This window comes from Acidimicrobiales bacterium (genome assembly GCA_041394245.1).
GTDB lineage: Bacteria > Actinomycetota > Acidimicrobiia > Acidimicrobiales > Aldehydirespiratoraceae > JAJRXC01.
Genome location: JAWKIR010000002.1, coordinates 1352610 through 1373160, shown reverse-complemented (window position 1 = coordinate 1373160; position 20551 = coordinate 1352610). Strand labels below are relative to the sequence as shown.

Annotated in this window: 21 protein-coding genes; 11 read left to right on the top strand and 10 right to left on the bottom strand. The window is 71.4% G+C overall.

Features of this window, described 5'->3' with window-relative positions:
• Position 1: 1 nt before the first annotated feature.
• Positions 2-784: a dienelactone hydrolase family protein gene (locus R2707_06940; protein ID MEZ5244813.1), complete on the bottom strand. Its 783-nt coding sequence runs from the start codon at positions 782-784 to the stop codon at positions 2-4.
• 64 nt (positions 785-848) lie between these two features.
• Between R2707_06940 and R2707_06935 the strand changes: the two genes are divergently transcribed.
• From R2707_06935 to R2707_06925, 3 genes are all read left to right on the top strand, one after another.
• Positions 849-2120, top strand: a complete 1272-nt coding sequence (locus tag R2707_06935; GenBank protein MEZ5244812.1) for a peptidoglycan DD-metalloendopeptidase family protein — start codon at positions 849-851, stop codon at positions 2118-2120.
• Positions 2121-2232: 112 nt separating this feature from the next.
• A complete protein-coding gene (locus R2707_06930) occupies positions 2233-3042 on the top strand; it encodes a serine protease (GenBank protein MEZ5244811.1) in 810 nt (269 codons plus the stop codon).
• 20 nt (positions 3043-3062) lie between these two features.
• A complete protein-coding gene (locus R2707_06925; GenBank protein MEZ5244810.1) occupies positions 3063-3710 on the top strand; it encodes a thiamine diphosphokinase in 648 nt (215 codons plus the stop codon).
• On the opposite strand, the gene R2707_06920 is transcribed toward R2707_06925, so the two are convergent.
• From R2707_06920 to R2707_06905, 4 genes are read right to left on the bottom strand one after another with little or no spacing between them, the layout of a single operon-like run.
• A complete protein-coding gene (locus tag R2707_06920; protein MEZ5244809.1) occupies positions 3689-4474 on the bottom strand; it encodes an ATP-binding cassette domain-containing protein in 786 nt (261 codons plus the stop codon). The two genes, R2707_06925 and R2707_06920, sit on opposite strands and share 22 nt — an antisense overlap.
• Positions 4475-4495: 21 nt before the next feature.
• Complete coding sequence (locus R2707_06915) at positions 4496-5215, bottom strand: sulfite exporter TauE/SafE family protein (protein MEZ5244808.1); 720 nt, start codon at positions 5213-5215, stop codon at positions 4496-4498.
• Positions 5212-7128, bottom strand: coding sequence for an ABC transporter ATP-binding protein (locus R2707_06910; GenBank protein MEZ5244807.1), 1917 nt, complete (start codon positions 7126-7128; stop codon positions 5212-5214). The genes R2707_06915 and R2707_06910 overlap by 4 nt, the downstream gene beginning before the upstream one ends.
• The gene (locus R2707_06905; protein MEZ5244806.1) at positions 7128-8954 is read right to left on the bottom strand and encodes an ABC transporter ATP-binding protein; all 1827 of its coding nucleotides are present in this window, start codon (positions 8952-8954) and stop codon (positions 7128-7130) included. Before R2707_06905 ends, R2707_06910 begins: the two co-directional genes overlap by 1 nt.
• Positions 8955-9011: 57 nt before the next feature.
• Here R2707_06905 and R2707_06900 point away from each other — a divergent pair, with 57 nt between their 5' ends.
• Complete coding sequence (locus R2707_06900) at positions 9012-10313, top strand: hemolysin family protein (GenBank protein MEZ5244805.1); 1302 nt, start codon at positions 9012-9014, stop codon at positions 10311-10313.
• A complete protein-coding gene (locus R2707_06895; GenBank protein ID MEZ5244804.1) occupies positions 10310-11365 on the top strand; it encodes a hemolysin family protein in 1056 nt (351 codons plus the stop codon). The genes R2707_06900 and R2707_06895 overlap by 4 nt, the downstream gene beginning before the upstream one ends.
• Positions 11366-11371: 6 nt before the next feature.
• On the opposite strand, the gene R2707_06890 is transcribed toward R2707_06895, so the two are convergent.
• Genes R2707_06890 through fabI form a run of 3 tightly spaced genes read right to left on the bottom strand, consistent with a single transcriptional unit; the run spans position 11372 to position 13801 of the window.
• A complete protein-coding gene (locus R2707_06890; protein MEZ5244803.1) occupies positions 11372-12226 on the bottom strand; it encodes a TauD/TfdA family dioxygenase in 855 nt (284 codons plus the stop codon).
• Positions 12223-13029: a sugar nucleotide-binding protein gene (locus R2707_06885; protein ID MEZ5244802.1), complete on the bottom strand. Its 807-nt coding sequence runs from the start codon at positions 13027-13029 to the stop codon at positions 12223-12225. Before R2707_06885 ends, R2707_06890 begins: the two co-directional genes overlap by 4 nt.
• Before the next feature lie 4 nt (positions 13030-13033).
• Positions 13034-13801, bottom strand: coding sequence for an enoyl-ACP reductase FabI (gene fabI, locus R2707_06880; GenBank protein MEZ5244801.1), 768 nt, complete (start codon positions 13799-13801; stop codon positions 13034-13036).
• Positions 13802-13855: 54 nt separating this feature from the next.
• On the opposite strand from fabI, the gene npdG reads away from it, so the two are divergent.
• From npdG to R2707_06850, 6 genes are read left to right on the top strand one after another with little or no spacing between them, the layout of a single operon-like run.
• Positions 13856-14521 (top strand): NADPH-dependent F420 reductase, encoded by a 666-nt coding sequence (npdG, locus tag R2707_06875; GenBank protein ID MEZ5244800.1) that lies wholly within the window; start codon positions 13856-13858, stop codon positions 14519-14521.
• Between the two features lie 24 nt (positions 14522-14545).
• Entirely contained in the window at positions 14546-15691 is a 1146-nt protein-coding gene (locus R2707_06870) for a cysteine--tRNA ligase (protein MEZ5244799.1), read from the top strand.
• A gap of 9 nt (positions 15692-15700) precedes the next feature.
• On the top strand, positions 15701-16468 hold the full coding sequence (locus tag R2707_06865; protein ID MEZ5244798.1) for a lysophospholipid acyltransferase family protein: 768 nt from the start codon (positions 15701-15703) through the stop codon (positions 16466-16468).
• Between the two features lie 42 nt (positions 16469-16510).
• On the top strand, positions 16511-18490 hold the full coding sequence (gene thrS / locus R2707_06860) for a threonine--tRNA ligase (GenBank protein MEZ5244797.1): 1980 nt from the start codon (positions 16511-16513) through the stop codon (positions 18488-18490).
• On the top strand, positions 18490-19002 hold the full coding sequence (locus tag R2707_06855; GenBank protein ID MEZ5244796.1) for an HIT domain-containing protein: 513 nt from the start codon (positions 18490-18492) through the stop codon (positions 19000-19002). Before thrS ends, R2707_06855 begins: the two co-directional genes overlap by 1 nt.
• Before the next feature lie 5 nt (positions 19003-19007).
• Positions 19008-19535: a hypothetical protein gene (locus R2707_06850; GenBank protein MEZ5244795.1), complete on the top strand. Its 528-nt coding sequence runs from the start codon at positions 19008-19010 to the stop codon at positions 19533-19535.
• On the opposite strand, the gene R2707_06845 is transcribed toward R2707_06850, so the two are convergent.
• Positions 19532-19951, bottom strand: coding sequence for a hypothetical protein (locus tag R2707_06845; GenBank protein ID MEZ5244794.1), 420 nt, complete (start codon positions 19949-19951; stop codon positions 19532-19534). The two genes, R2707_06850 and R2707_06845, sit on opposite strands and share 4 nt — an antisense overlap.
• An 18-nt stretch (positions 19952-19969) precedes the next feature.
• Positions 19970-20344: a hypothetical protein gene (locus R2707_06840; GenBank protein MEZ5244793.1), complete on the bottom strand. Its 375-nt coding sequence runs from the start codon at positions 20342-20344 to the stop codon at positions 19970-19972.
• Positions 20345-20551: the final 207 nt, after the last annotated feature.

Here is a 20551-nt window from a genome sequence, read left to right as displayed (position 1 = left end):
GTCAACCGGCGGCGAGCCGGGAGGTGAGGAACTCGACGACCCGGTCGAACGCCTCCTTCGTCGGGTGGCCCGGCGTGTCGCGGCGTTCCTCGGTGAGCACGCTGTGGGCCGCCTTGCCGATGCCGTGGGCCTCGTCGGGGCTCGTGATCTCGACGCCGACGAAGTTGTCGCCGAGCGCCGCCCGCAGGGTGGCGAAGCGTTGGCGCGGGACCATCGGGTCGCCCGTGAAGCGCAGACCCAGGACGGCACACCCCTCGGCGGCGCGCTCGGCCACGATCGCCAGCTGCTGATCGTCGAGACCGACGCTGGCCCGCCGCTTCCGGCCGATCGCGAACGGCAGCGAGGGTTGGGAGAGCACGGGGGCGACGACGGCGTCGTCGAGGAGCATCGCGAGGCCGAACCCGCCGGTGAAGCACATGCCGACGAAGCCGATGCCGGGGCCACCGTGGTCGGCGTGCAGGGTGCGGGCCAGCGCCCGGAGCCATTCCGTGGCGGGTTGGTCGTCGCGGGTGGCCATGGCGTGGAACTCCCGGCCGACACACGCCTTGGCGATGGTGGTGAGGGCGTGGCGGGGGGTGGGCTCGCGGCCGGGGACACCGAACATCGACGGCAGGGCCACCGACAGACCGGCGTCGAGCAGGTCCTCGGCGAACCGGATCACCTCGGGCGTGATGCCCGGGATCTCCGCGGCCACGAGCACGCAGGGACCCTCGCCCCGCCGGTGGACGTCGTGGGTGATCCCGCCGTGGGCGAACGTTTCGACGCGGAAGTCCTCGAGAGCCATGCCCCGCATCCTCGCGGCCGCTGATCACGCAGTTCATTGCGTTCCTGTTACGATCGCCCCCGAGATGCCGGTCCACCGTCCGCCCCGTCGCCCGTCGCTGCTCCTCGCGGTCGCGCTCTGCGTGTTCGGCGGGATGCTGAGCGTCGGTCTCGCCGGTGCCCAGACCGAGGTCGAGGACCTGCGCCAGGAACGCGAGCAGAACCGCCGTGAAGCCGCGGAGGTGGCCGCCGAGCTCGACGCCCTCGCCGCCGAGGACGACGAGCTGGCCGCGGCGATCGCTGCCCTCGACGCGCACATCGCGCTCCAGGAGACGCGCGTGGCCGCGGCGGAGGAGTCGATCGCCGAGGCCGAGGCGACGGCCCGGCTCGCCCGGGAACAGGCCGAGGCCCTCGAGACCCAAGCCGAGGGGATCCGCGGGCAACTCGAGCTCGCGGCGATCGATGCCTTCGTCGCCCCCCGGCCCGACGTGCTCGGGCGGCTCGACGACGAGGACCTGCTAGATGTCGAGCTCACCGACTTCTACGTCGAAGAGGTGGTGGGCGACGAGTACGAGCTGATCGATCTGCTGCGGGTGGCGCAGGCCGGCCAGGCCGATGCGATCCGCCGGGCCGACGAGGCGACCGCGCAGGCCGAGACCGAGCGTGCCGATCTGGCCGCCCGCCTGGTCGAGCTCGACGCCAGCAAGGCCGAGGTCGAGGAGCTGCGGGCCCAGGTCGCGGCGCGGATCGACGAGTGGGAAGCCGTGGGTCGCGAGATCGAGGAGGCCGATGCCGCGATCGCCTCGCAGATCCGTGAGCTCGAGGCCGAGCTCGCCCGGCAGGCGGCCGAGGAAGCAGCGCGAAAGGCCGCGGAGGAGCAGGCCCGACTCGAGGCGGAGCAGGCCGCGGAGGCATCCGACGAACCCGCGACGGCCGACGACGCGCCGGCGGCGCCGCCCGTGGTCGACGGCCCGTTCTCGATCACCCACCGGCCCGTACCGGGCGCGGTCACCAGCGGGTTCGGCTCCCGCGTGCATCCGATCTTCGGCACGTCCCGCAACCACTACGGCGTCGATCTCAACGGCAGCTCCGGTGATCCGATCGTGGCGGCCGCCGCCGGCCGGGTGATCACCGCGGGGTGGATGAGCGGCTACGGCAACGTGGTCATCCTGTCGCACGGCGACGGCTACACCACGCTCTACGCCCACCAGTCGGCCATCCTCGTGAGCAACGGCGACACCGTCGCCGGCGGCGCCACCCTCGGCCGGGTCGGCAGCACCGGATGGTCGACGGGTCCCCACCTGCACTTCGAGATCCGGATCGACGGCACGGCCGTGGATCCGTTGTCCTACCTGTAGGCCCCGACCTCCACGCAGTCCGCGAACCATCGGCGGGCTTTTGCTCCATGGGTCGTTGTGCCTAGGATCGCCCACAGGGAGTGGGCGTAACATGCGCATAGAGTGGTCATCAGTGAGCTCGGCCGCCGGGTCATCCCCGGCGAGCAGTTGGAACGGGCGACGCCTGGTCGCGTCGGCCCTCGTCGTCGCCCTGGGCCTGCTCGGGCTCGGGGTGGGGATCGCCGGTCTGCTGACCTCCGACTCCGTCGCCGCGGGCGACGGGACCGCCGCGGTGCTCGGCGCGGTCGAGATCGCGCCCGAGACCGAGATCGGCGATGCGGTCGCGGCCGTGCGCGAGGGCTCGTTCGAGACGGCCCCGACCGCGCACCTCGCAGTGGTCCAGCTCTCGGTGAGCGTCTGCGGCGCCCGCTCGACCGGATCCGGCGTCGTCGTCGCCGACGGGTTGCTGCTGACCGCGGCGCACGTGGTCGGCGACGCCACCCTCGTGCGCATCGACCAGGGCGACGTCACCGTCACCGGTGAGGTGCTCGGCGTGCTCGCCGACGAGCGCGATCTGGCCCTCGTCGCGGTCGACGCCCCGATGGACGCACCGCTCGCCGCCACGACCGCTCCGCCGTTCGGGGCTCCGCTCACCCTCGTGGGTCACCCCGATGCGGGCCCCCGCACCGTCGCGGTCGGCGCCCGGGTCGAAGTGGCGCCGGGCGTGGCATCGCTGGCCGGCGGAGGCGAGATCCTGGGCGTCGACGTGCCCATCGAGGCCGGCTTCTCCGGTGGTCCCGTGGTCGCCGCCGACGGTGCCGTGGTCGGCATCGTCGTCGCGAAGGAGGCCGTCGCCGACATCGCCCTTGTCGTCGCCACCCCCGATCTGGCCACCATCGGCGGGGCCGGTCTGGTCCCCGGCACCTGCGTCGGGAGCGCCTGAGCCCCGGTTAGGGTCGGGCCGTGACCGGTCCGCACGTCCAGGTGATCGCCACCGACGCCGTGGTGACCCACGTCGCCGCCTCCGCCGCCTCGCTCGTCGTGTGCGCCGACGGTGGCGTCGGGGCCGGACTGCAGGCCGGGCGCCCCATCGACCTCGTGGTCGGCGACCTCGACTCGGCGACGCCGGCCGATCTCGACGCAGCCCGGTCGGCCGGCGCCCGGATCGAGCGTTTCCCCATCGCGAAGGACGAGACCGACCTCGAGCTGGCGATGGCCGCCGCGGTGGCCGCCGGGGCCGGCACGGTCACGGTGCACCTCGCGGCCGGTGGTCGACTCGATCACCAGCTGGCCAACCTGCTGGTCCTCGCCTCGCCGCGGTGGTTGTCGGTCGCGGTCGACGCGTGGGTCGGTCACGACCGGGTGTGGGTCGTCCGCGACCGCCTCGTCGTGGCACTGACCGTCGGCGCCGCGGTGGCCGTGCAGGCGGTCACCGGTCCGGCCACGGTGACCACGCGCGGCCTCGAGTTCGCGCTCACCGGCGAGGTGCTCCACCCGGCCGAGGCCCGGGGGATCTCCAACACCGTCGTCGCCTCGCCGGTGGAGGTACACGTCGACGACGGCGTGGTGCTGGTGATCGGCGCCGACGCTCAGTCGGCCCACGCCACGTAGCGACCGCGGCGTCGTTCGAGCGACAGCTCGACATCGAAGCAGGCCGACAGCGCCGCGGCGGTGAGCACCCGGTCGAGGGGACCCTGGGCCAGCGTGCGACCCTCCTTCACGAGCAGGACGTGGGTGAAGCCGTCGGGGATCTCCTCGACATGGTGGGTCACCAGGGCCATCGGGGGGGTCGAGTCGTCACCGGCGAGACCGCTCAACATGCGTACGAACTGCTCGCGGCCCGCGAGATCGAGCGCCGCGGTCGGCTCGTCGAGCAGCAGGAGGCCGGGGTCGGTCGCGAGGGCCCGGGCCACCAGGACCCGTTGGCGCTCGCCCGACGAGCACGCGCCGAAACGTCGTTCGGCGAGATGGGCGACACCGGCCCGGCCGAGGGCGGTCGCCGCGGCGGCGCGGTCGGTGTCGTCGTAGACGTGCCACCACGGTTCGAGCGCGGCGTTGCGGGCGGTCATCACCACGTCGGTCACGAGGAGGTCGCCCCGGAGGAGGTCCGCCATCGAGGCGCTCGCGAACCCGACCCGCCGGCGCAGCCGGCGGACGTCGGTGCGGCCCAGCCGTTCGCCCAACACCTCCACCTCTCCCGACGACGGATGGAGCCACATCGACGCGATCCGCACGAGGGTCGTCTTCCCGCAGCCGTTGGGTCCCAGCACCACCCAGTGCTCGCCGGGCCGGATCGTCCAGTCGACACCGCGCAGGATCTCCACACCGTCGGTGGTGCGCCAAACGTCGCGGAGCCGCAGGACCGGGTCGCTCATCGCCGGGACCCTACCGAGCACTCAAAGGGTGCGGACGACGAGGACGATCGCGGCGAGCGCGGCGAGGCCGAGCACCAACGGCCGGATCCGGCCGGCGTCGACCCGGGGACGCAACGGTCCGGAAAGCGCGAAGCCCACGAGGGACCCGGGGATCAGGGCCGCGCCGACGACGAGCTCGTCGGTACCGAGACGGCCGGCCGCGGCGATCGCCGGCAGCGTGATCAGCGTGCCGACCGCGAAGTACGCCCCCATCGTGGCCCGCAGGGCGGCGCCGTGGCGGTGCTGGAGCGCGAGGGCGATCGGCGGCCCGCCGATCGACGCGGTCGTCGCCCCGAAGCCCGAGACCACGCCCGCGCCGAAGAACGTCCGCCGCCGCTCGGGGATGCGGACCACACCGCTCGACAGGACCACGGCGACGAGGATCGACACGCCCACCATGAGCTGGATCGAGCGGTCGGTGGCCGTGGCCAGCACGAGCGACCCGACGATCGCCCCGGGCAGGCGGCCGGCCGTCGCCCATCCGACCACCCCACGGTCGACGTGGTGCCGCTCGCGCAGCGCCGTGGCGAGGGTGAGTGTCGCGGTCGCGACGAAGATGGGGCCCGGCACCAGGTCGGGATCGAGGATCGCGAAGGTCGGGGCGGCCAGCAGGTTGGCCCCGAACCCGACCGAGGCCTGGACGGTGGAGGCCACGGCCATGATCCCGATCGCGACGAGGAGCACGTCGATGTCGACGTTCACTCGGCGCCGCCGTGCGACACCCAGGTGGCGTACATCGAGGCGTACCGGCCCTCGTGGAGGACCAGCTCGTCGTGGCTGCCGAGCTCGACGATCCGGCCGTCGTGCACCACCGCGATCCGGTCGGCCCGACGGGCGGTGGCGAGCCGGTGGGCGATGATGACGGCGGTGCGGCCTTCGAGCACGACGTCGAGCGCCTTCTCGACGCGCGACTCCGAGTTGAGGTCGAGGTTGGAGGTGGCCTCGTCGAGGATGAGCACGCGGGGCCGGGCGACGAACGCTCGGGCCAGCGCGAGGAGCTGGCGCTCGCCGGCGGAGAGCGACGCGCCCCGCTCGTGGACCACCGCGTCGAGTCCGCCGAGTCGCTCGACGAGGTCGTCGATGCCGACCGCGACGAGGGCCTCGGTCAGCTCCTCGTCGGTGGCCGAGGGTCGGGCGAACGCGACGTTGTCGCGCACCACGCCGGCGAAGAGGAACGGCTCCTGGGGGACCACGCCGAGCTGGGAGCGGAGGCTCCCGAGGGTGACGTCGCGCAGGTCGTGGCCGTCGATCGTCACCGTGCCCCGGTCCGGGTCGTGGAAGCGGGTCAGGAGTCGGGCCACGGTCGACTTCCCCGCCCCGGTCTCGCCGACGAACGCGACCGTCTCGCCGGGGGCGATCCGGAGGTCGACGTCGTGCAGGACCGGACGGCCGGGGACGTAGCCGAACGTGACGCCCCGCAGCTCGATCTCCCCCCGGATCGGCGGGAGCTCGATCGCGTCGGGCTTCTGGCGCACCGACGGCTCGGCGCGCAGCAGCTCCCGCAACTTGACGATCGCCGCGCCGCCCTGCTGGTACGAGTTGTAGAGCTGGACGAGCGTCTGGATGGGGGCGAAGAAGCTGGTGAGGAAGAGCAGGAATGCCGCCATCTCGCCGACCGAGATCCGGCCCCGGGCCACCATCGCGCCGCCGATGCCGAGCAGCGTGGCCTGGGTGCAGATCCCGATCATCTCGGTGAGCGGGGCATACGTCGAGTTGGCCTTCGCCGCCGCGATGCCCGCGTCGCGATGGTCGCCGACGACGTCGCGGTGGGCGGCGATGTTGACCGCCCGGCGATTGTGGGCGGCGATCACACGGATGCCGGCCAGCGACTCCTGGAGGTTCGACAACAGCGCGGCGATCCGGTCGCGCACGAGCAGGTAGGACCGCGACGACACGCGGCGGAACCACAGCGAGGTCGCCAGGGTCGGCGGGACGGCGACGGCGAGGGTGACGAGGGCGAGGAGCGGGTCGTAGTAGAAGAGGGCGCCGGTGATCACCAGCAGGGTGAACACCTGCACCAGCAGGTTGACGATGCCCTCCTGGAACAGCACCGCGAGGGCCTCGATGTCGGAGGTCATCCGGGTGAGCAGGACGCCGGCCTTCTCGTCGGTGTGGAAGTCGACGCCCTGACGTTGCAGGTGGCCGAAGACCCTGATGCGCAGCGTCTCGGTGAGCCGTTCACCCAACCGACCGGTGTAGGAGACCCGGGCCCAGCCCAGGACGGCCGACACCACCACGGCGAGCACGTAGATGCCGGAGGTGACGACGAGCACGGTCTTGTCGCCGGCCCGGACGCCGTCGTCGATGCCGATCTGGGTCAGCACCGGCCCGATCATCAGCGCCGCGGTCTCGATGAGGACGAGGAAGATCGCGCCGGCGAGCCGCCAGCGATGGGGCCACAGGAACAGCCGGAGCCCGAACGGACGGCGGTCCCATTCGTCGTGGGTCCACCCGACGGGGGCGACGACGTGTTCGGGCTCGTCGGCGAGGACCGCGGTGACCTTGTCGCGCAGGTTGCCGGGTACGTCGGCGTGGGGGAGACCCGCCGCCGCGTTGGCCTGCATCGACGTCGGTCCGCCGCCGCCGGGCCCGAATCCGCCACCCACCGCGAACATCAGCCCTCACCTCCCGGGGTGTCGGCGAGGATCGCCGCGTAGCGCGGATCGTTCGCCAGCAGGTCGTGGTGCCGGCCCGACGCGATGATCCGGCCGTCGTCCATGAAGAGCACCCGATCGGCCAGGGCGATGGTCGAGAGGCGGTGGGCGATGAGGATCGTCGTGCGGTTGGCCTGGCGGCGACGGATCGCGTCGTGGATCCGCTGCTCGACGGCGACGTCGATCGCGCTCGTCGCGTCGTCGAGGACGAGCACCTTGGGGTCGGCCAGCAGCGCTCGGGCCAGCGCGAGCCGTTGCCGCTGGCCGCCCGACAGGGTCAGACCCCGTTCACCGATCTCGGTGTCGACGCCCTGGGGGAGCGCGGCCACGAACTCGGCGGCCGCGGCGTCGGCGATCGCCTGCTCCACGAGATGCGGGGGCGCATCGGGACGGGCGAAGGCGACGTTGTCGAAGACGCCCGTCGCGAACAGGAACGGGTCGTCGGTCACGACGTTGACCGTCCGGCGCAGATCGTGCAGCGACAGCGAGCGCACGTCGTGACCGTCGACGCGCACGACGCCCCCGTCGACGTCGTAGAAGCGGGGGAGGAGGCGGGCGATGGTCGACTTGCCGCATCCGGTCGCCCCCACGATGGCGACGGTCTCCCCGGGGTCCACCGTGAACGAAAGGTCGCGCAGCACCTCGGTGCCGTCGGAGACCGGGTAGGCGAAGTGGACGTGGTCGAACTCGATGCGGCCGGCCGGGGCGGGCAGCCTCACCGGGTCGACCGGGTCGGTGATGGCGGGCGGTTCGTCGAGGATCTCGAACACACGCACCGACGCAGCCGACGCCCGCTGCCACTGCAACAGCATGAACCCGACCATCCGGAACGGCGTCGCGAGCAGCACGACGTAGGCGCTGAACGCGACGAGCGACCCGATCCGGATCTCCCCGTCGATGGCCTGGATACCGCCGTAGAGCAGGACCAGGGCGAGGCCGAGACGGGGGAACGCCTCCATCGCCGGCGCGTGCCGAGCCCGGGTGTCGGCCACCTCGGTGCCGGCCCACCGCAGACGACGGGCCGCTTCGGCCAGCAGTTGCACCTGCCGCTCCTCCTGGGCGAACGCCTTCACGACCCGGGTGCCCTGGATGTTCTCGTCGACGATCGTCGCGACGTCGGCCTGGCGGGCCTGGACGACCCACGACAGCGGGAAGATCCGGTTGCGCAGGCGCACGCCGATGACGAACACGAACGGGAGCGGAGCGATCGCCACGGCCGTGAGACCGAGGTCGATGGAGACCATCACGATCACCGCCACGACGAGCAGCACCAACTGCATCGCGATGAGCGGTCCGAACGCGAACAGCAGCTGGATCGAGCGGATGTCGCTGTTGGCCCGGCTGATCACCTGTCCGCTCTGCATGCGGTCCCAGTAGCCGAACGACAGCTCGGTGAGCCGCTCGTAGATGAGGTTGCGGAGGTCGGCCTCGATGCGGTGCGCGGCGCGGAAGAGGTTGTACCGGTAGACGAAGCCGAACCCGAAACGGCAGACGGCGAGCACGAAGAGGCTGATGACGAACGGGGCCACTGCGTCGCCGGCGTCGACCGCGTCGAGGCCGCGGCCGACCACCAGCGGGACCAGGACCGTCGCCGTCGTGGCGAGCAGACCCGCCCCGAGGCCGAGCAGGAAGACCGCCTTCTGCGACCAGACCACCGGCGCCAGCCGGCGGATCCACCCTTTGCGGATGTCGGGGTCGATTCCCCGTCTCGGTGGGGCGAAGCGACTCTCGGTGCTCGGCGTCGCCCGCGGTCCGGATCGGGTCTCGGGCGCGGTCGACGGCGGCATCCGACCCAACCTACGGGTACATTCACCGACAACGCAGATCGAGTTCGAGGAGTCCCGATCGACATCGCCCTACGGCTGCTGGTCGCCATCGCGCTGGTGGCCGCCAACGCAGCCTTCGTTGCCGCCGAGTTCGCGCTCGTGGCCGTCGATCGCACCCGGGTGGACGAACGGGCCCGCCAGGGGAGTGCGGCGGCCGCGCGCGTCCAGGGACTGCTCGACCGCCTCTCGTACCACCTGTCGGGCGCCCAGCTCGGCATCACGGTCACGTCGCTGCTGCTCGGGTTCCTCGCCGAACCATCGGTCGCCGCCGTCATCGAACCGGGCCTGGAGGCGATCTTCGGTGACGTCCCCGGTGGCGTGTCGATCGCCTTGGCGCTCGCCATCGCCACCGTCGTGCAGATGGTGTTCGGCGAACTCGTCCCCAAGTCGCTGGCGACGAGCCGGCCGCTCGAGTCGTCGCTCGCCCTGGCCCGGCCGACGGCGATCTACGGCACCGTCGCCCGACCCGTGGTGGGCGGGCTCGACAACCTGGCGGCGCGCATCACCCGGCGCCTCGGCGTCGAGCCGGCCGACGAACTCGAGGGAACCCCCGACCGCGACGAGCTCGAGCACCTGATCCGCAGCTCCGGCGAGGAGGGCATGCTCGACGAGGGCGAGGTCGACCTCCTCACCCGTTCGATCCGGCTCGCCGACAAGTCGGCCGACGACGCGATGGTGCCCCGGGTCCGGGTGGTGGCCATCCACGAGGACGCGACGGTCGAGGATCTTGTCGCGCTGGCGGTGAGCAGCGGTCATTCCCGCTTCCCGGTGATGGCCGAAGGCCTCGACGACCTCGTCGGGGTCGTCCACGTGAAGGCGGTGCACGGCGTGCCGATCGACGAGCGGGGCCACACCCGGGTGGCCGAACTGATGGCACCCGTCGTCGCCGTGCCGGAGGCCCGCGACCTCGACGAGTTGCTGGTCGAGCTGCGCGGTGGCGGACAGCAGCTCGCCGCGGTGATCGACGAGCACGGTGGGACGGCCGGGATCATCACCCTGGAGGACATCCTCGAGGAGCTGGTCGGCGAGATCGACGACGAGCACGACGAGATCACCACCTCGCTCACCCGCGTCGAGGCGATGGGGTCCACCGTGGTGCCGGCGTCCCTGCATCCCGACGAGGTGCGCGACCTGACGGGCTTCGAGATGCCCGCCGGCGAGTACGAGACCCTCGCCGGCCTCGTACTCGACCGGCTCGGCGAGATCCCGACGCCGGGCGACCGGTGCACCGTCGACGGGTGGCGGCTCGAGGTCGTCGCCATGGAACGGCTCCGCATCGCCTCGGTGCGGGTCGTCGCGCCGCCGGAGGAGGTCGGATGACCGCCGGCTTCCTCGTCGCCGCGGTCCTCCTCCTGATCGCCAACGCCTTCTTCGTCGCGATCGAGTTCGCCCTGCTCGCCTCCCGGGTGTCGCGGCTCCAACCGATGGCGAAGGACGGCACCGACACCGGCGCGGCCGCCGCACTCGACGCCGTACGCGACCTCCAGGCCCAGCTCGCCGGGGCCCAGCTCGGCATCACGATGGCATCCCTCGGCCTCGGTTTCGTGGCCGAACCGGCGATCGCGAGCCTGCTCGAATCGGCGATCGAGGCGGTCGTGCACCTGCCCAGCGGGGTGCTCCACACCATCTCGTTCCTGATCGCGCTGACCTTTGTCGTCACCCTCCACATGGTGCTGGGCGAGATGGTGCCGAAGAACCTGGCGATCGCGAACCCCGAGCGGGTGGCCCGGGTCCTCGCCCCGATCCACGCGGCCTATGTCGCACTGCTGCGGCCGATGGTGTGGTTCCTCAACGCCATCTCGAACGGGATCGTCCGCCTGTTCGGCTACGAGCCGGTCGACGAGCTCAACACCGCGCTCACCGTCAACGAGTTCCACACGCTGCTCGCCGGTGCCGTCGAGGGGGGCAAGATCGAAGGGGTCGAGCACGAACTCCTGTCGGGGGCCCTCGACTTCCGGGCCCGGACCGCAGGCTCGATCATGACGCCGCGGTCGCGGATGGCCACGGTGCCGCGGTCGGCATCGGTCGCACAGATCGAGGCGCTGGTGGCCGAGACCGGCCACAGCCGGGTTCCGGTCGAGGGGCTGGGCCCGAGCGACATCATCGGGTTCGTCCACTCCAAGGACCTGCTGCGGCTCCCGCCCGACGCCCGCGACGACCAGGTCCCGCTCGAGATCATGCGTCGGATGCTGATCGTGTCCCCCGATCAGCCGGTGCGCGACCTGATGCGGGCGATGCGCCGGGCCCGGCGCCACGTCGCGTTGGTCCGGTCGGCGAACGGCACGCTGCTCGGGCTCGTGACACTCGAGGACGCCCTCGAGGCCCTCGTGGGCGACATCCGTGACGAGACCGACACCGAGTCGGCCGACTGACCCGCCTCAGACGGCGACGGGCTCGGTCGCGCCCACCGTGAAGCGGCGCAGCTCGCGGCGGTGTGGGGCGAAGTCGTTGGGACCGCGGTGCAGCGTGGCGTGTTCGTCCCAGATCGCGACGTCGCCCTCCTGCCAACGGAAGCGGCAGACGAGGTCGGGGTGGGTGATCAGGTCGAACAGGAGGCCGAGGAGCGCCGCGCTCTCGCCCGCGGTGACGTCGTTGATCCGGCGGGTGTAACCCGGGTTGACGAAGAGGCCGGCCCGCCCGGTCACGGGATGGCGGACGACGACGGGATGGTCGAGCCCGGGGAACGCCTCGAGCAGTCGGTCGACGAGCTCGGCCGGCATCCGGGCCCGCATCTCCAGCGCGAACCGTTCGCCGGGGTCGTGGCGGGCGGTCAGCCCCGCGAGGAACACCTGCAGCGGGGCCGAGAGGGCGTCGTGGGCGGCCGCGACGTTGCACCACATCGTGTCGCCACCGGACGGGGGTGCGGTCACGGATCGCAGGATCGCCACGTCGGGCACGTAGCTCGCCCACGAGTGGTCGGTGTGCCAGCCCTCGCCGTCGTGGTCGGGGAGGTGTTCGGCGTCGTTGTAGACCACCCCGATCGTGGGGGCGCCGCCGACCTCGGCCAGGACCGGGTTGGGGATCGGCTCGCCCCAGCGGCGGGCGAACGCCTCGTGGCGCTCGTCGTCGAGCTGCTGGCCCCGCAGGAACACCACATGGTGTTCGAGCAGCGCCCACTGCACCACCGCCAGCTCCTCGTCGGTGCAGGTTGCGAGGTCAACCCCGCGGATCTCGGCGCCGATCGAGCTCGTGACGGGCACGATCTCGATGTCGGCCCCTCCGCTGTCGTTCATGAGGTTGCCTCCCGTACGCCCCGCAGCCGCGTGTCGAGCAAGGATGCCGCCCGCGAGCTGTCGAGCGGGCAGTTGCTGGGGCGAGCAGTGTGCACCGAGCCGGGACCTCCGCTCAAGTGCTCGGGTTCCACACCGACCAGCCGGCAGACCCGGCGGGCGAACTCGAATCGGTCGACGGTGTCGGCACCGGCGACGTGGAGCACGCCGACGATCTCGGGTCGTTCGGTCAGCTCGAGCAGCGCCGCCGCGAGGATGTCGACCTCCAGCGGGTTGCGGAACTCGTCGTCGAAGAAGGTGATACCGGGTTCGGCCGTCATCTGCACCTGGGGTCCGGGATCGTCGGCGTCACCCCAGAGGAGGCTGGTGCGGACCACCACCGCGTCGGGATGCGCGGCCAGCACCCGGGCTTCGGCCTCGGCCTTCGCTCGCCCGTAGTCGTGGACCGGCGAGGGCGGATCGCTCTCGACGTAGGGACGATCGGTGGTGCCGTCGAACACGACGTCGGTGGACACGTGCACGAGGCGGCTGCCGGCGCGTCGACAGGCCGCCGCGATCGCGCCCGGCGCCCGCGCGGTCACCGCGTCGAGGTCGTCGCCGTGCTGGACGTAGGCGGCGTTGACCACGGCCCGGGGTCGAAGGCGGCCGATCAGGTCCTCGACCGCCGCGCCGCCGTCGGCGAGGTCGCACCGGTGCCAGGCGGCACGATCCGATGTCGGGGCCGAGCGCCGGTGGGTCGCGGCGATGCGGCCGGCGGCCCGGGCCACGACGTGGCGGCCGAGGAACCCGGTGCCCCCGACGACCAGGAGGTCAGGCGCCGACGGAGTGATAGCCGCCGTCCACGTGGATCATCGAGCCGGTGGTGCCCCGGAACCAGTCCGACAGCAGCGCGACGGTGGTCTCCGCGACGGTCGTCGAGTCGTCGACGTCCCAGCCGAGCGGGGCCCGCTCGTCCCACACGTCCTCGAACCGCGCGAAGCCGGGGATCGACTTGGCCGCCATGGTTCGGATGGGTCCGGCCGCGACCAGGTTGCAGCGGATCCCCCGGGGTCCGAGCTCGCGGGCCAGGTACCGGTTGGTCGACTCCAACGCGGCCTTGGCCACGCCCATCCAGTTGTAGGCCGGCCAGGCGACGGTCGCGTCGAAGGTGAGGCCCACGAGCGAGCCACCCGCGGTCATCAGCGGGGCGGTGGCGTCGGCCAGGACCTTCAGCGAATAGGCCGAGATCTCCAGCGCGACCTTCACGTCGTCCCATCCGGCGCCGAGGAAGTCGTCGCCCAGACAGGCCTCGGGGGCGAAGCCGATCGAGTGGAGGGCACCGTCGACACGACCCCACTTCTCCTCGAGCGTGGCGCGCAGCGTCTCGGCGTGACCGGCCTCGGTCACGTCGAACTCGAAGACCTCCGGCTCGGTCGGCAGCTTGCGGGCCGTGCGCTGGGTGAGCCGGAGTCCGCGGCCCGCGCCGGTCAGCACGATCTCGGCACCCTGCTCCTGGGCGAGCCGGGCGACCCCGAAGGCGAGGGACGCGTCGGTCAGCACGCCGGTGATCAGGATCTTCTTGCCGTCCAGCAGTCCCACAGCGCGGCACCTTTCGAGTCGTCGGAAGCGACGCCCGCACCGTAGCCTTCCCGCATGCACATCGGACTCCTTGGTGCGACCGGCCCGGCGGGGATGGCGTTGGCCGCGCGGCTGGCCTCGGTCGGGCACGACGTCACCCTCGGCTCCCGCTCGAAGTACCGCGCCATGGAGGTCCGGGACTCGATCATCGAGGCGTGGCCCGAGCGGGACCTCTCGATCGACAGCAGCGACAACGCCGGCGCGTCCGAGGCCGAGCTGATCGTGATCGCGACACCGTGGAACGCGGCGACCGAGACCGCCCACACCGTGCGCACCCAGCTGCGGGGCAAGATCGTCGTCTGCATGAGCAACGCCCTGTCGAAGGTGGGACGGGAGTTCCAGCCGCTGGTGCCGCCCCGCGGCTCGGTGAGCGGCAGCGTCCAGGCCGAGCTCCGCGACAGCTACGTGGCGGCCGCGTTCCACCATGTGCCGGCCAAGGAGCTCGCCGACCTCGACGAGCCGGTCGTGTCCGACATCCTCATCTGCTCGGATCACCAGAAGGCGACCGTCACCGTGGCCGATCTGGTGCGCGACATCCCCGGCATGCGGCCGCTCGACGCCGGCGAGCTGTCGAACGCGACCGCCATCGAGGCGTTCACCGCCGTGCTCCTCCAGCTCAACGTCCGCTACAAGACCCGCGTCGCGTTGAAGTTGATCGGGATCGACGACGACGCGGTCTGAGCCCGCTCGGTGACCGGCGTGGCGATGCAGCTCTACGACACCCACGTGGGCGCCGTGGTGCCCTTCGCGCCGGGGCCGATCGTCACGATGTACGTCTGTGGCATCACGCCCTACGACGCGACCCACATCGGTCACGCCGCGACCTACGTGACCTACGACGTGCTCCAACGGCGCCTGCGCGACCTCGGCCACGAGACCCGATGCGTGCGCAACATCACCGATGTCGACGACGACATCCTCGCTGCGGCCGCCCGGCGCCGGGTGCACTACCTCGACCTCGCGTTCGGGGAGACCGCGCGCTTCGACGACGACATGGCGGCGCTCAACACGATCCCGCCATGGTCCGAACCGCGGGCCACCGGCGCCATCCCCGACATCAGGGGGGTGATCGAGTCGATCCTCGACCGCGGCCTCGGCTACGTGGTCGACGGCACGGTGTACTTCGACACGGTCGCCGCCCCCGACTTCGGTTCGCTCGGCGGGCTCGGACGCGACCGCATGCAGCAGCTCGCGATGGAGTGGCGCGAGAACCCGAGCGATCCCGACAAGCGTGATCCGCTCGACTTCGTGATGTGGCGCCCGTCGGGCGACGGCGAACCGGCCTGGGAGTCGCGCTGGGGTCCCGGCCGTCCGGGGTGGCACGTCGAGTGCAGCGCACTCGCGTTGCGCGAGCTCGGGCCGACCATCGACCTGCACGGCGGCGGTGTCGACCTCCTCTACCCACACCACGAGTGTGTGCGGGCCCAGAGCGAGGCGTCGACCGGAGTGCCGTTCGTCCGGCACTGGATGCACCAGTCGATGGTCCATCTCGACGGCCGGAAGATGTCGAAGTCGACCGGCAACCTCGTGTTCGTCCACGACCTGCGCGACCGCTACGACCCGATGGCGATCCGGCTCGCCCTGGGGGCTCATCACTATCGCCGGCCCTGGCAGTGGAGCGAGCAGTTGATCGAGGACGCCGTCGCCCGCCTCGCCCTGTGGCGCACCGCCGCAAAGGGAACCTCGGGGGAGGGAAACGCGGCGGAGGACGTCCTCGTCCTCGACGAGGTCCGGGCCCATCTCGACGACGACCTCGACCTGCCCGCCGCGCTGCGGGTGATCGACGACGCGGCCCGATCGGGCACCGGTGTCGGTGCCGCGGCGAGTCTGCTCGGCGTCGACCTGTCATGATGCCCGTGGATGGTCTCCCCGAACTCCCGTGAGCACGGATCGCTCCAGAAGGTCGCACTGACGGCGCTGCGTCCGGTCTTCGCGTCGTGCTGGCGCATGCGGGCGATCGGCCTCGACAACATCCCGACCTCGGGGCCGGCGATCCTGGCGCCGAACCACACGTCCGTCATCGACTCGTTCTTCCTCCCCGCGGTGCTGCCCCGTCGCATCACCTTCGTCGGCAAGGCCGAGTACCTCGACGACTGGAAGACCCGGCGGCTGTTCCCCGCGCTCGGCATGATCCCGATCGACCGCAGCGGCGGCGATGCCGCCGACCGGGCCCTCGAGACCGCGGCCCGCCTCCTCGACGACGGCGAGCTGTTCGGGATCTACCCCGAGGGAACCCGGGCCCGCGACGGCTTCCTGCACAAGGGCCACACCGGCGCCGCCCGCCTGTCGCTGCGCACCGGCGCCCCGATCGTGCCGGTGGGCATCCTCGGCACCCGCACGATCCAGCCACCGGACGCCCGGTTCCCGAAGCCGTTCCGTCCAGTGGAGGTCCGGTTCGGGCGGCCGATCCGGCCGGCCGCGTCGTCCGAGGTGGCCGACACCCGGATGCGGCTGCGCCAGATCACCGACGAGCTGATGTTCGAGATCCGGACCCTCACCGGTCAGGACTACGTGAACACCTACGCGACCAAGGCGACGGGCACCGCGGGCGCCGCCCCGGCCGACCCGGGGCCGGCGATGCCGGAGCGTCGTTCGTCGGCCGACGTGCTGCGGGCCGCCTCGGCGTAATTCGGTCGAGGCCCTCGGGCCGACCGGTAGCCTTCCCCCCGTATGTCCGTCATCTCCGTCAGCCTGCCCGATGGATCGAGCCGCGAACTCCCCGAGGGGGCCACCGCCGCGGATCTCGCGGCCGACATCGGGCCCCGTCTCGCCGCCGATGCACTGATCGCCGTCGTCGACGGCACGGAACGCGACCTCGACATCGAGCTCACCGACGGCGCGGTCGTCGAGATCGTCACCCCGGCCTCGGCGCGGGGCCTCCACACCATCCGTCACTCGACCGCCCACGTCCTGGCCCAGGCGATCCTCGACCTGTACCCGGGCACCCAGCTGGCCATCGGTCCGCCGATCGAGCACGGCTTCTACTACGACATCGAGCTGCCCGACGGCCAGACGGTCTCCGACGACGACCTCGAGCGGATCGAGGCGCGGATGCGCGAGATCATCGAGGCCGACCAGCCCTTCGTCCGCCACGAGCTCGGGATCGACGAGGCGACCGAGTTCTTCGCCGACGAGCCGTTCAAGGCCGAGATCATCGAACGCGTCCGCGGCGGTGCCGCGTCCACCGAGGACGCCGGTGAGATCAGCGGCGACACCATCAGCTATTACGCCAACGGCGACATCGACGCGCCCGGCACCTTCCGCGACATGTGCACCGGCCCCCACGTGCCGAGCACCGGGCGCCTGCCCCACTTCACCCTCCGGTCCGTGGCCGGTGCCTACTGGCGAGGCGACGTCTCGCGTCCGATGCTGCAACGTATCTACGGCACCGCCTGGGACTCCCGGAAGGCCCTCGCCGGTCACCTCCAGATGCTGGCCGAAGCGGAGAAGCGGGACCACCGTCGTCTGGCCCAGGAGCTCGACCTGGTCAGTTGGCCCGAGGAGCTCGGGCCCGGCCTCGCCGTGTGGCATCCGAAGGGTGCCAAGATCCGCAAGCTCATGGAGGACTACTCCCGTGAGCGTCACGAGCACGGCGGCTACGAGTTCGTCGTCTCGCCCCACATCGCGAAGTCGGTGTTGTGGGAGACCTCCGGTCATCTCGACTTCTACGCCGACGGCATGTACCCGCCCATGGAGATGGACGGGGCCACCTACTACCCGAAGCCGATGAACTGTCCGTTCCACGTGATGGTCTACCGGTCGAGCCAGCGCAGCTATCGCGACCTGCCGTTGCGGTTGTTCGAGCTCGGGGCCGTCTACCGCTACGAGCTGTCGGGCGCGATCCACGGTCTCATGCGCAGCCGCGGCTTCACCCAGGACGACAGCCACATCTTCTGCACCCGCGACGACATCGACACCGAGCTGTCGTCGCTGCTCGACTTCGTGCTGAGCGTGCTGCGGGCGTTCGGGTTCGACGACTTCCAGGCGAAGCTCTCCACCCGCCCGCTCGAGAAGTCGGTGGGCGACGACGAGCTGTGGGACCAGGCCACCGACGGCCTGCGGCGGGCGCTCGACGACCACGGCCTCGAGTACGTGGTCGACGAGGGCGGTGGCGCCTTCTACGGGCCCAAGATCGACGTCGACGTGAAGGACGCCATCGGTCGGTCGTGGCAGCTCTCGACCATCCAGCTCGACTTCACCCTGCCCGAGCGCTTCGGTCTGGAATACATCGCCGCCGACGGGTCGCGGCGGCAACCGGTGATGATCCATCGGGCGTTGTTCGGATCGGTGGAGCGGTTCTTCGGGGTGCTCATCGAGCACTACGCCGGGGCGTTCCCCGCCTGGCTGGCCCCGGTCCAGGTGCGCATCCTGCCGGTGGCAGAGGTCCACGACGACTACGCCCACGACGTCGCCGCCCGGCTGCGGGCCGCCGGATTCCGCACCGACGTGGTCGGCGCGGTCGATCCCCTCGGCAAGCGAGTCCGCAACGGCAAGGTCGAGAAGCTCCCGTACGTGCTCGTCGTCGGCGACGACGACATGGCCGCCGGCACCGTCGGGGTCAACCGACGGGGTGAGGAGCGCCCGGAGCGCGACGTCACCGTCGACGACTTCATCGCCCGGCTCGGCGACGAGGTCGCGAAGAAGGTCTGATGGTCGAGCACCTCCGGGCCGGCTGGCGGATGCCCTACGTCCGCTCCGGCGACGACGGTCCGGCGTTCGAGGTGCCCGACGGGTCGACCCTGTTCGAGGCGATCCTGCACAGCGGTCGTCCCGACGACGAGACGCTCGTCGTCTGGCGCGGCGAGCACTCGTTCGCCCTGCTCAACCGCTATCCCTACACCTCGGGTCACGTCATGGTCCTGCCCCGGCGGGGAGTGCCCCTCTTGTCCGACCTCACCGCCGAGGAGCATGCCGAGCTCTGGGAGGGCGTGCGGCTCGCGGCGGCGGCGATCACCGCGGCCTACGCCCCCGACGGGATGAACATCGGGGCCAACCTCGGCCGCGGGGCCGGGGCCGGATTCCCCGACCACCTCCACGTGCACGTGCTGCCCCGCTGGGAGGGCGACACCAACTTCATGACCGCCGTGGCCGACGCCCGGGTGCTCCCCGAGACCCTGGCCGACGCCTGGCTGCGCGTCCGCGACGCCTGGCCCGTAGCCTGATCGCCGTGCAGCCCGAGGACGACGACCCGCCGGAAACGGTTCCGCCCGAGGAGGTGCGCGACGCGCTCCCGGCCGACCTCGACACCACCGCGATCGCCACGCCCTACCTCTTCCCCAACAACAGCCGGCGGCGCATCCCCGGGGTCCTCTACGTCCTGATCGGCATCGGTTGCATCGTGGCCCGCTCGATGGCCGGAAACGACGCCGTGCTGCTCAACCGGGGCGTGACCGTCGCGGGGATCGTGCTGATCGTCGTCGGGCTCTACCACCTCCAGGGCGGCTGGGACCTGTCCTTCGACGAGGAGCACGCGCTGCAGGCGGCGACCCGCGAAGTCGGGTTCCCCGTCGGTCACGCGTCGGCCCAGCTGGGCTGGCGGGGCTACCGCAGCCGCCCGACCTGGCGGATCCTGCTCTACTCGAACGAGCCGACCCCCGAGAAGCGGGGTCTGGTGCTCGTCGACGGTGTCGACGGCGAGGTCATCGACCACTTCGTCGAGGAGAACCCCGAGGACTGGACCGCCCTGCCCGCCTAGCCGGCCGCCGCTGCTGCAGCCGCCTCGAACTCGGCGATCCGCTCCAGCCCAGCGAGGCGTAGCCCCTCAGGGTCGGCTTCGTACTCGGCGATGGTCAGGGGCGCCAGCCCGTACACGACCCACCCTATGTGGGCCCCGGCGACGTCGTACACCTCCAGGTCGGCGTGTGGCTCCCCATCGACAACGACGAAGTCGTCGTAGCGGACCCAACCGTGCGGCCCGGTGCCATCCGCGTTCTGGCCGATTGGGATAAGCCCGGTGGCCTCAACTTCCGCCCAGAAGGCTTCGAGCTCGGCATCCACCATCTGGTCAGGGCCTGGGTCAGCCCCGCCGCTCCCGGCACTCGCGGCCGCCACACCCAACGCCACCGTCACAGCGATGGTCGTGATTCCGATTGTGAATCGATTCAGCTTCATCTCGTTCTCCCCTTCTGCTCAGTAGCCCGTGTGCGATGCAACGAGGGGCCAGTGGGTCGCCGGATACTCGGTACCCGTGATCCACCCGCCGTGCTGCGTGGAGTTCGCGTACTCGCCGGCACCACAGCCCAACGTGTTGAACGAGTTCACCGACGTCGTGCCTGTCGAGACGTAGCCGGTGTTGGCGACTGCGCCACAAGCCGTCCACCCCGAGTTGTTCCACAGGACTTGACCGCGCGCTCTGACGCTGGCCCCGCTCGTGATGGTTCCACCGCAGGACGCCGAGGTGTACGTCGTCGTGATGCTCAGCCCGAAGGCATGTGTTCCGAACGCGTTGTCGGGGCTCAGCTGGTTGGTTCCGCACATGGTGTAGCTGCCCTTCGAGGCGCGCACCCAAGGCCCCGCGTTGACAACGTGGTTCGCGAGCGCCGTTGACTGCCCTATCAACGCCACCGCCGCAACGATGGCGGCTGCCATCGCCAGTCTTCTCAACATCACTTCTCCTCCGCTTTCCTGTTACTTCGGACTTCGGACCCGAATATCCGACCCAGTTCACAACGAAGCAGCCACGATGGTCGCGCGTCAAGTGATCAAATAGAG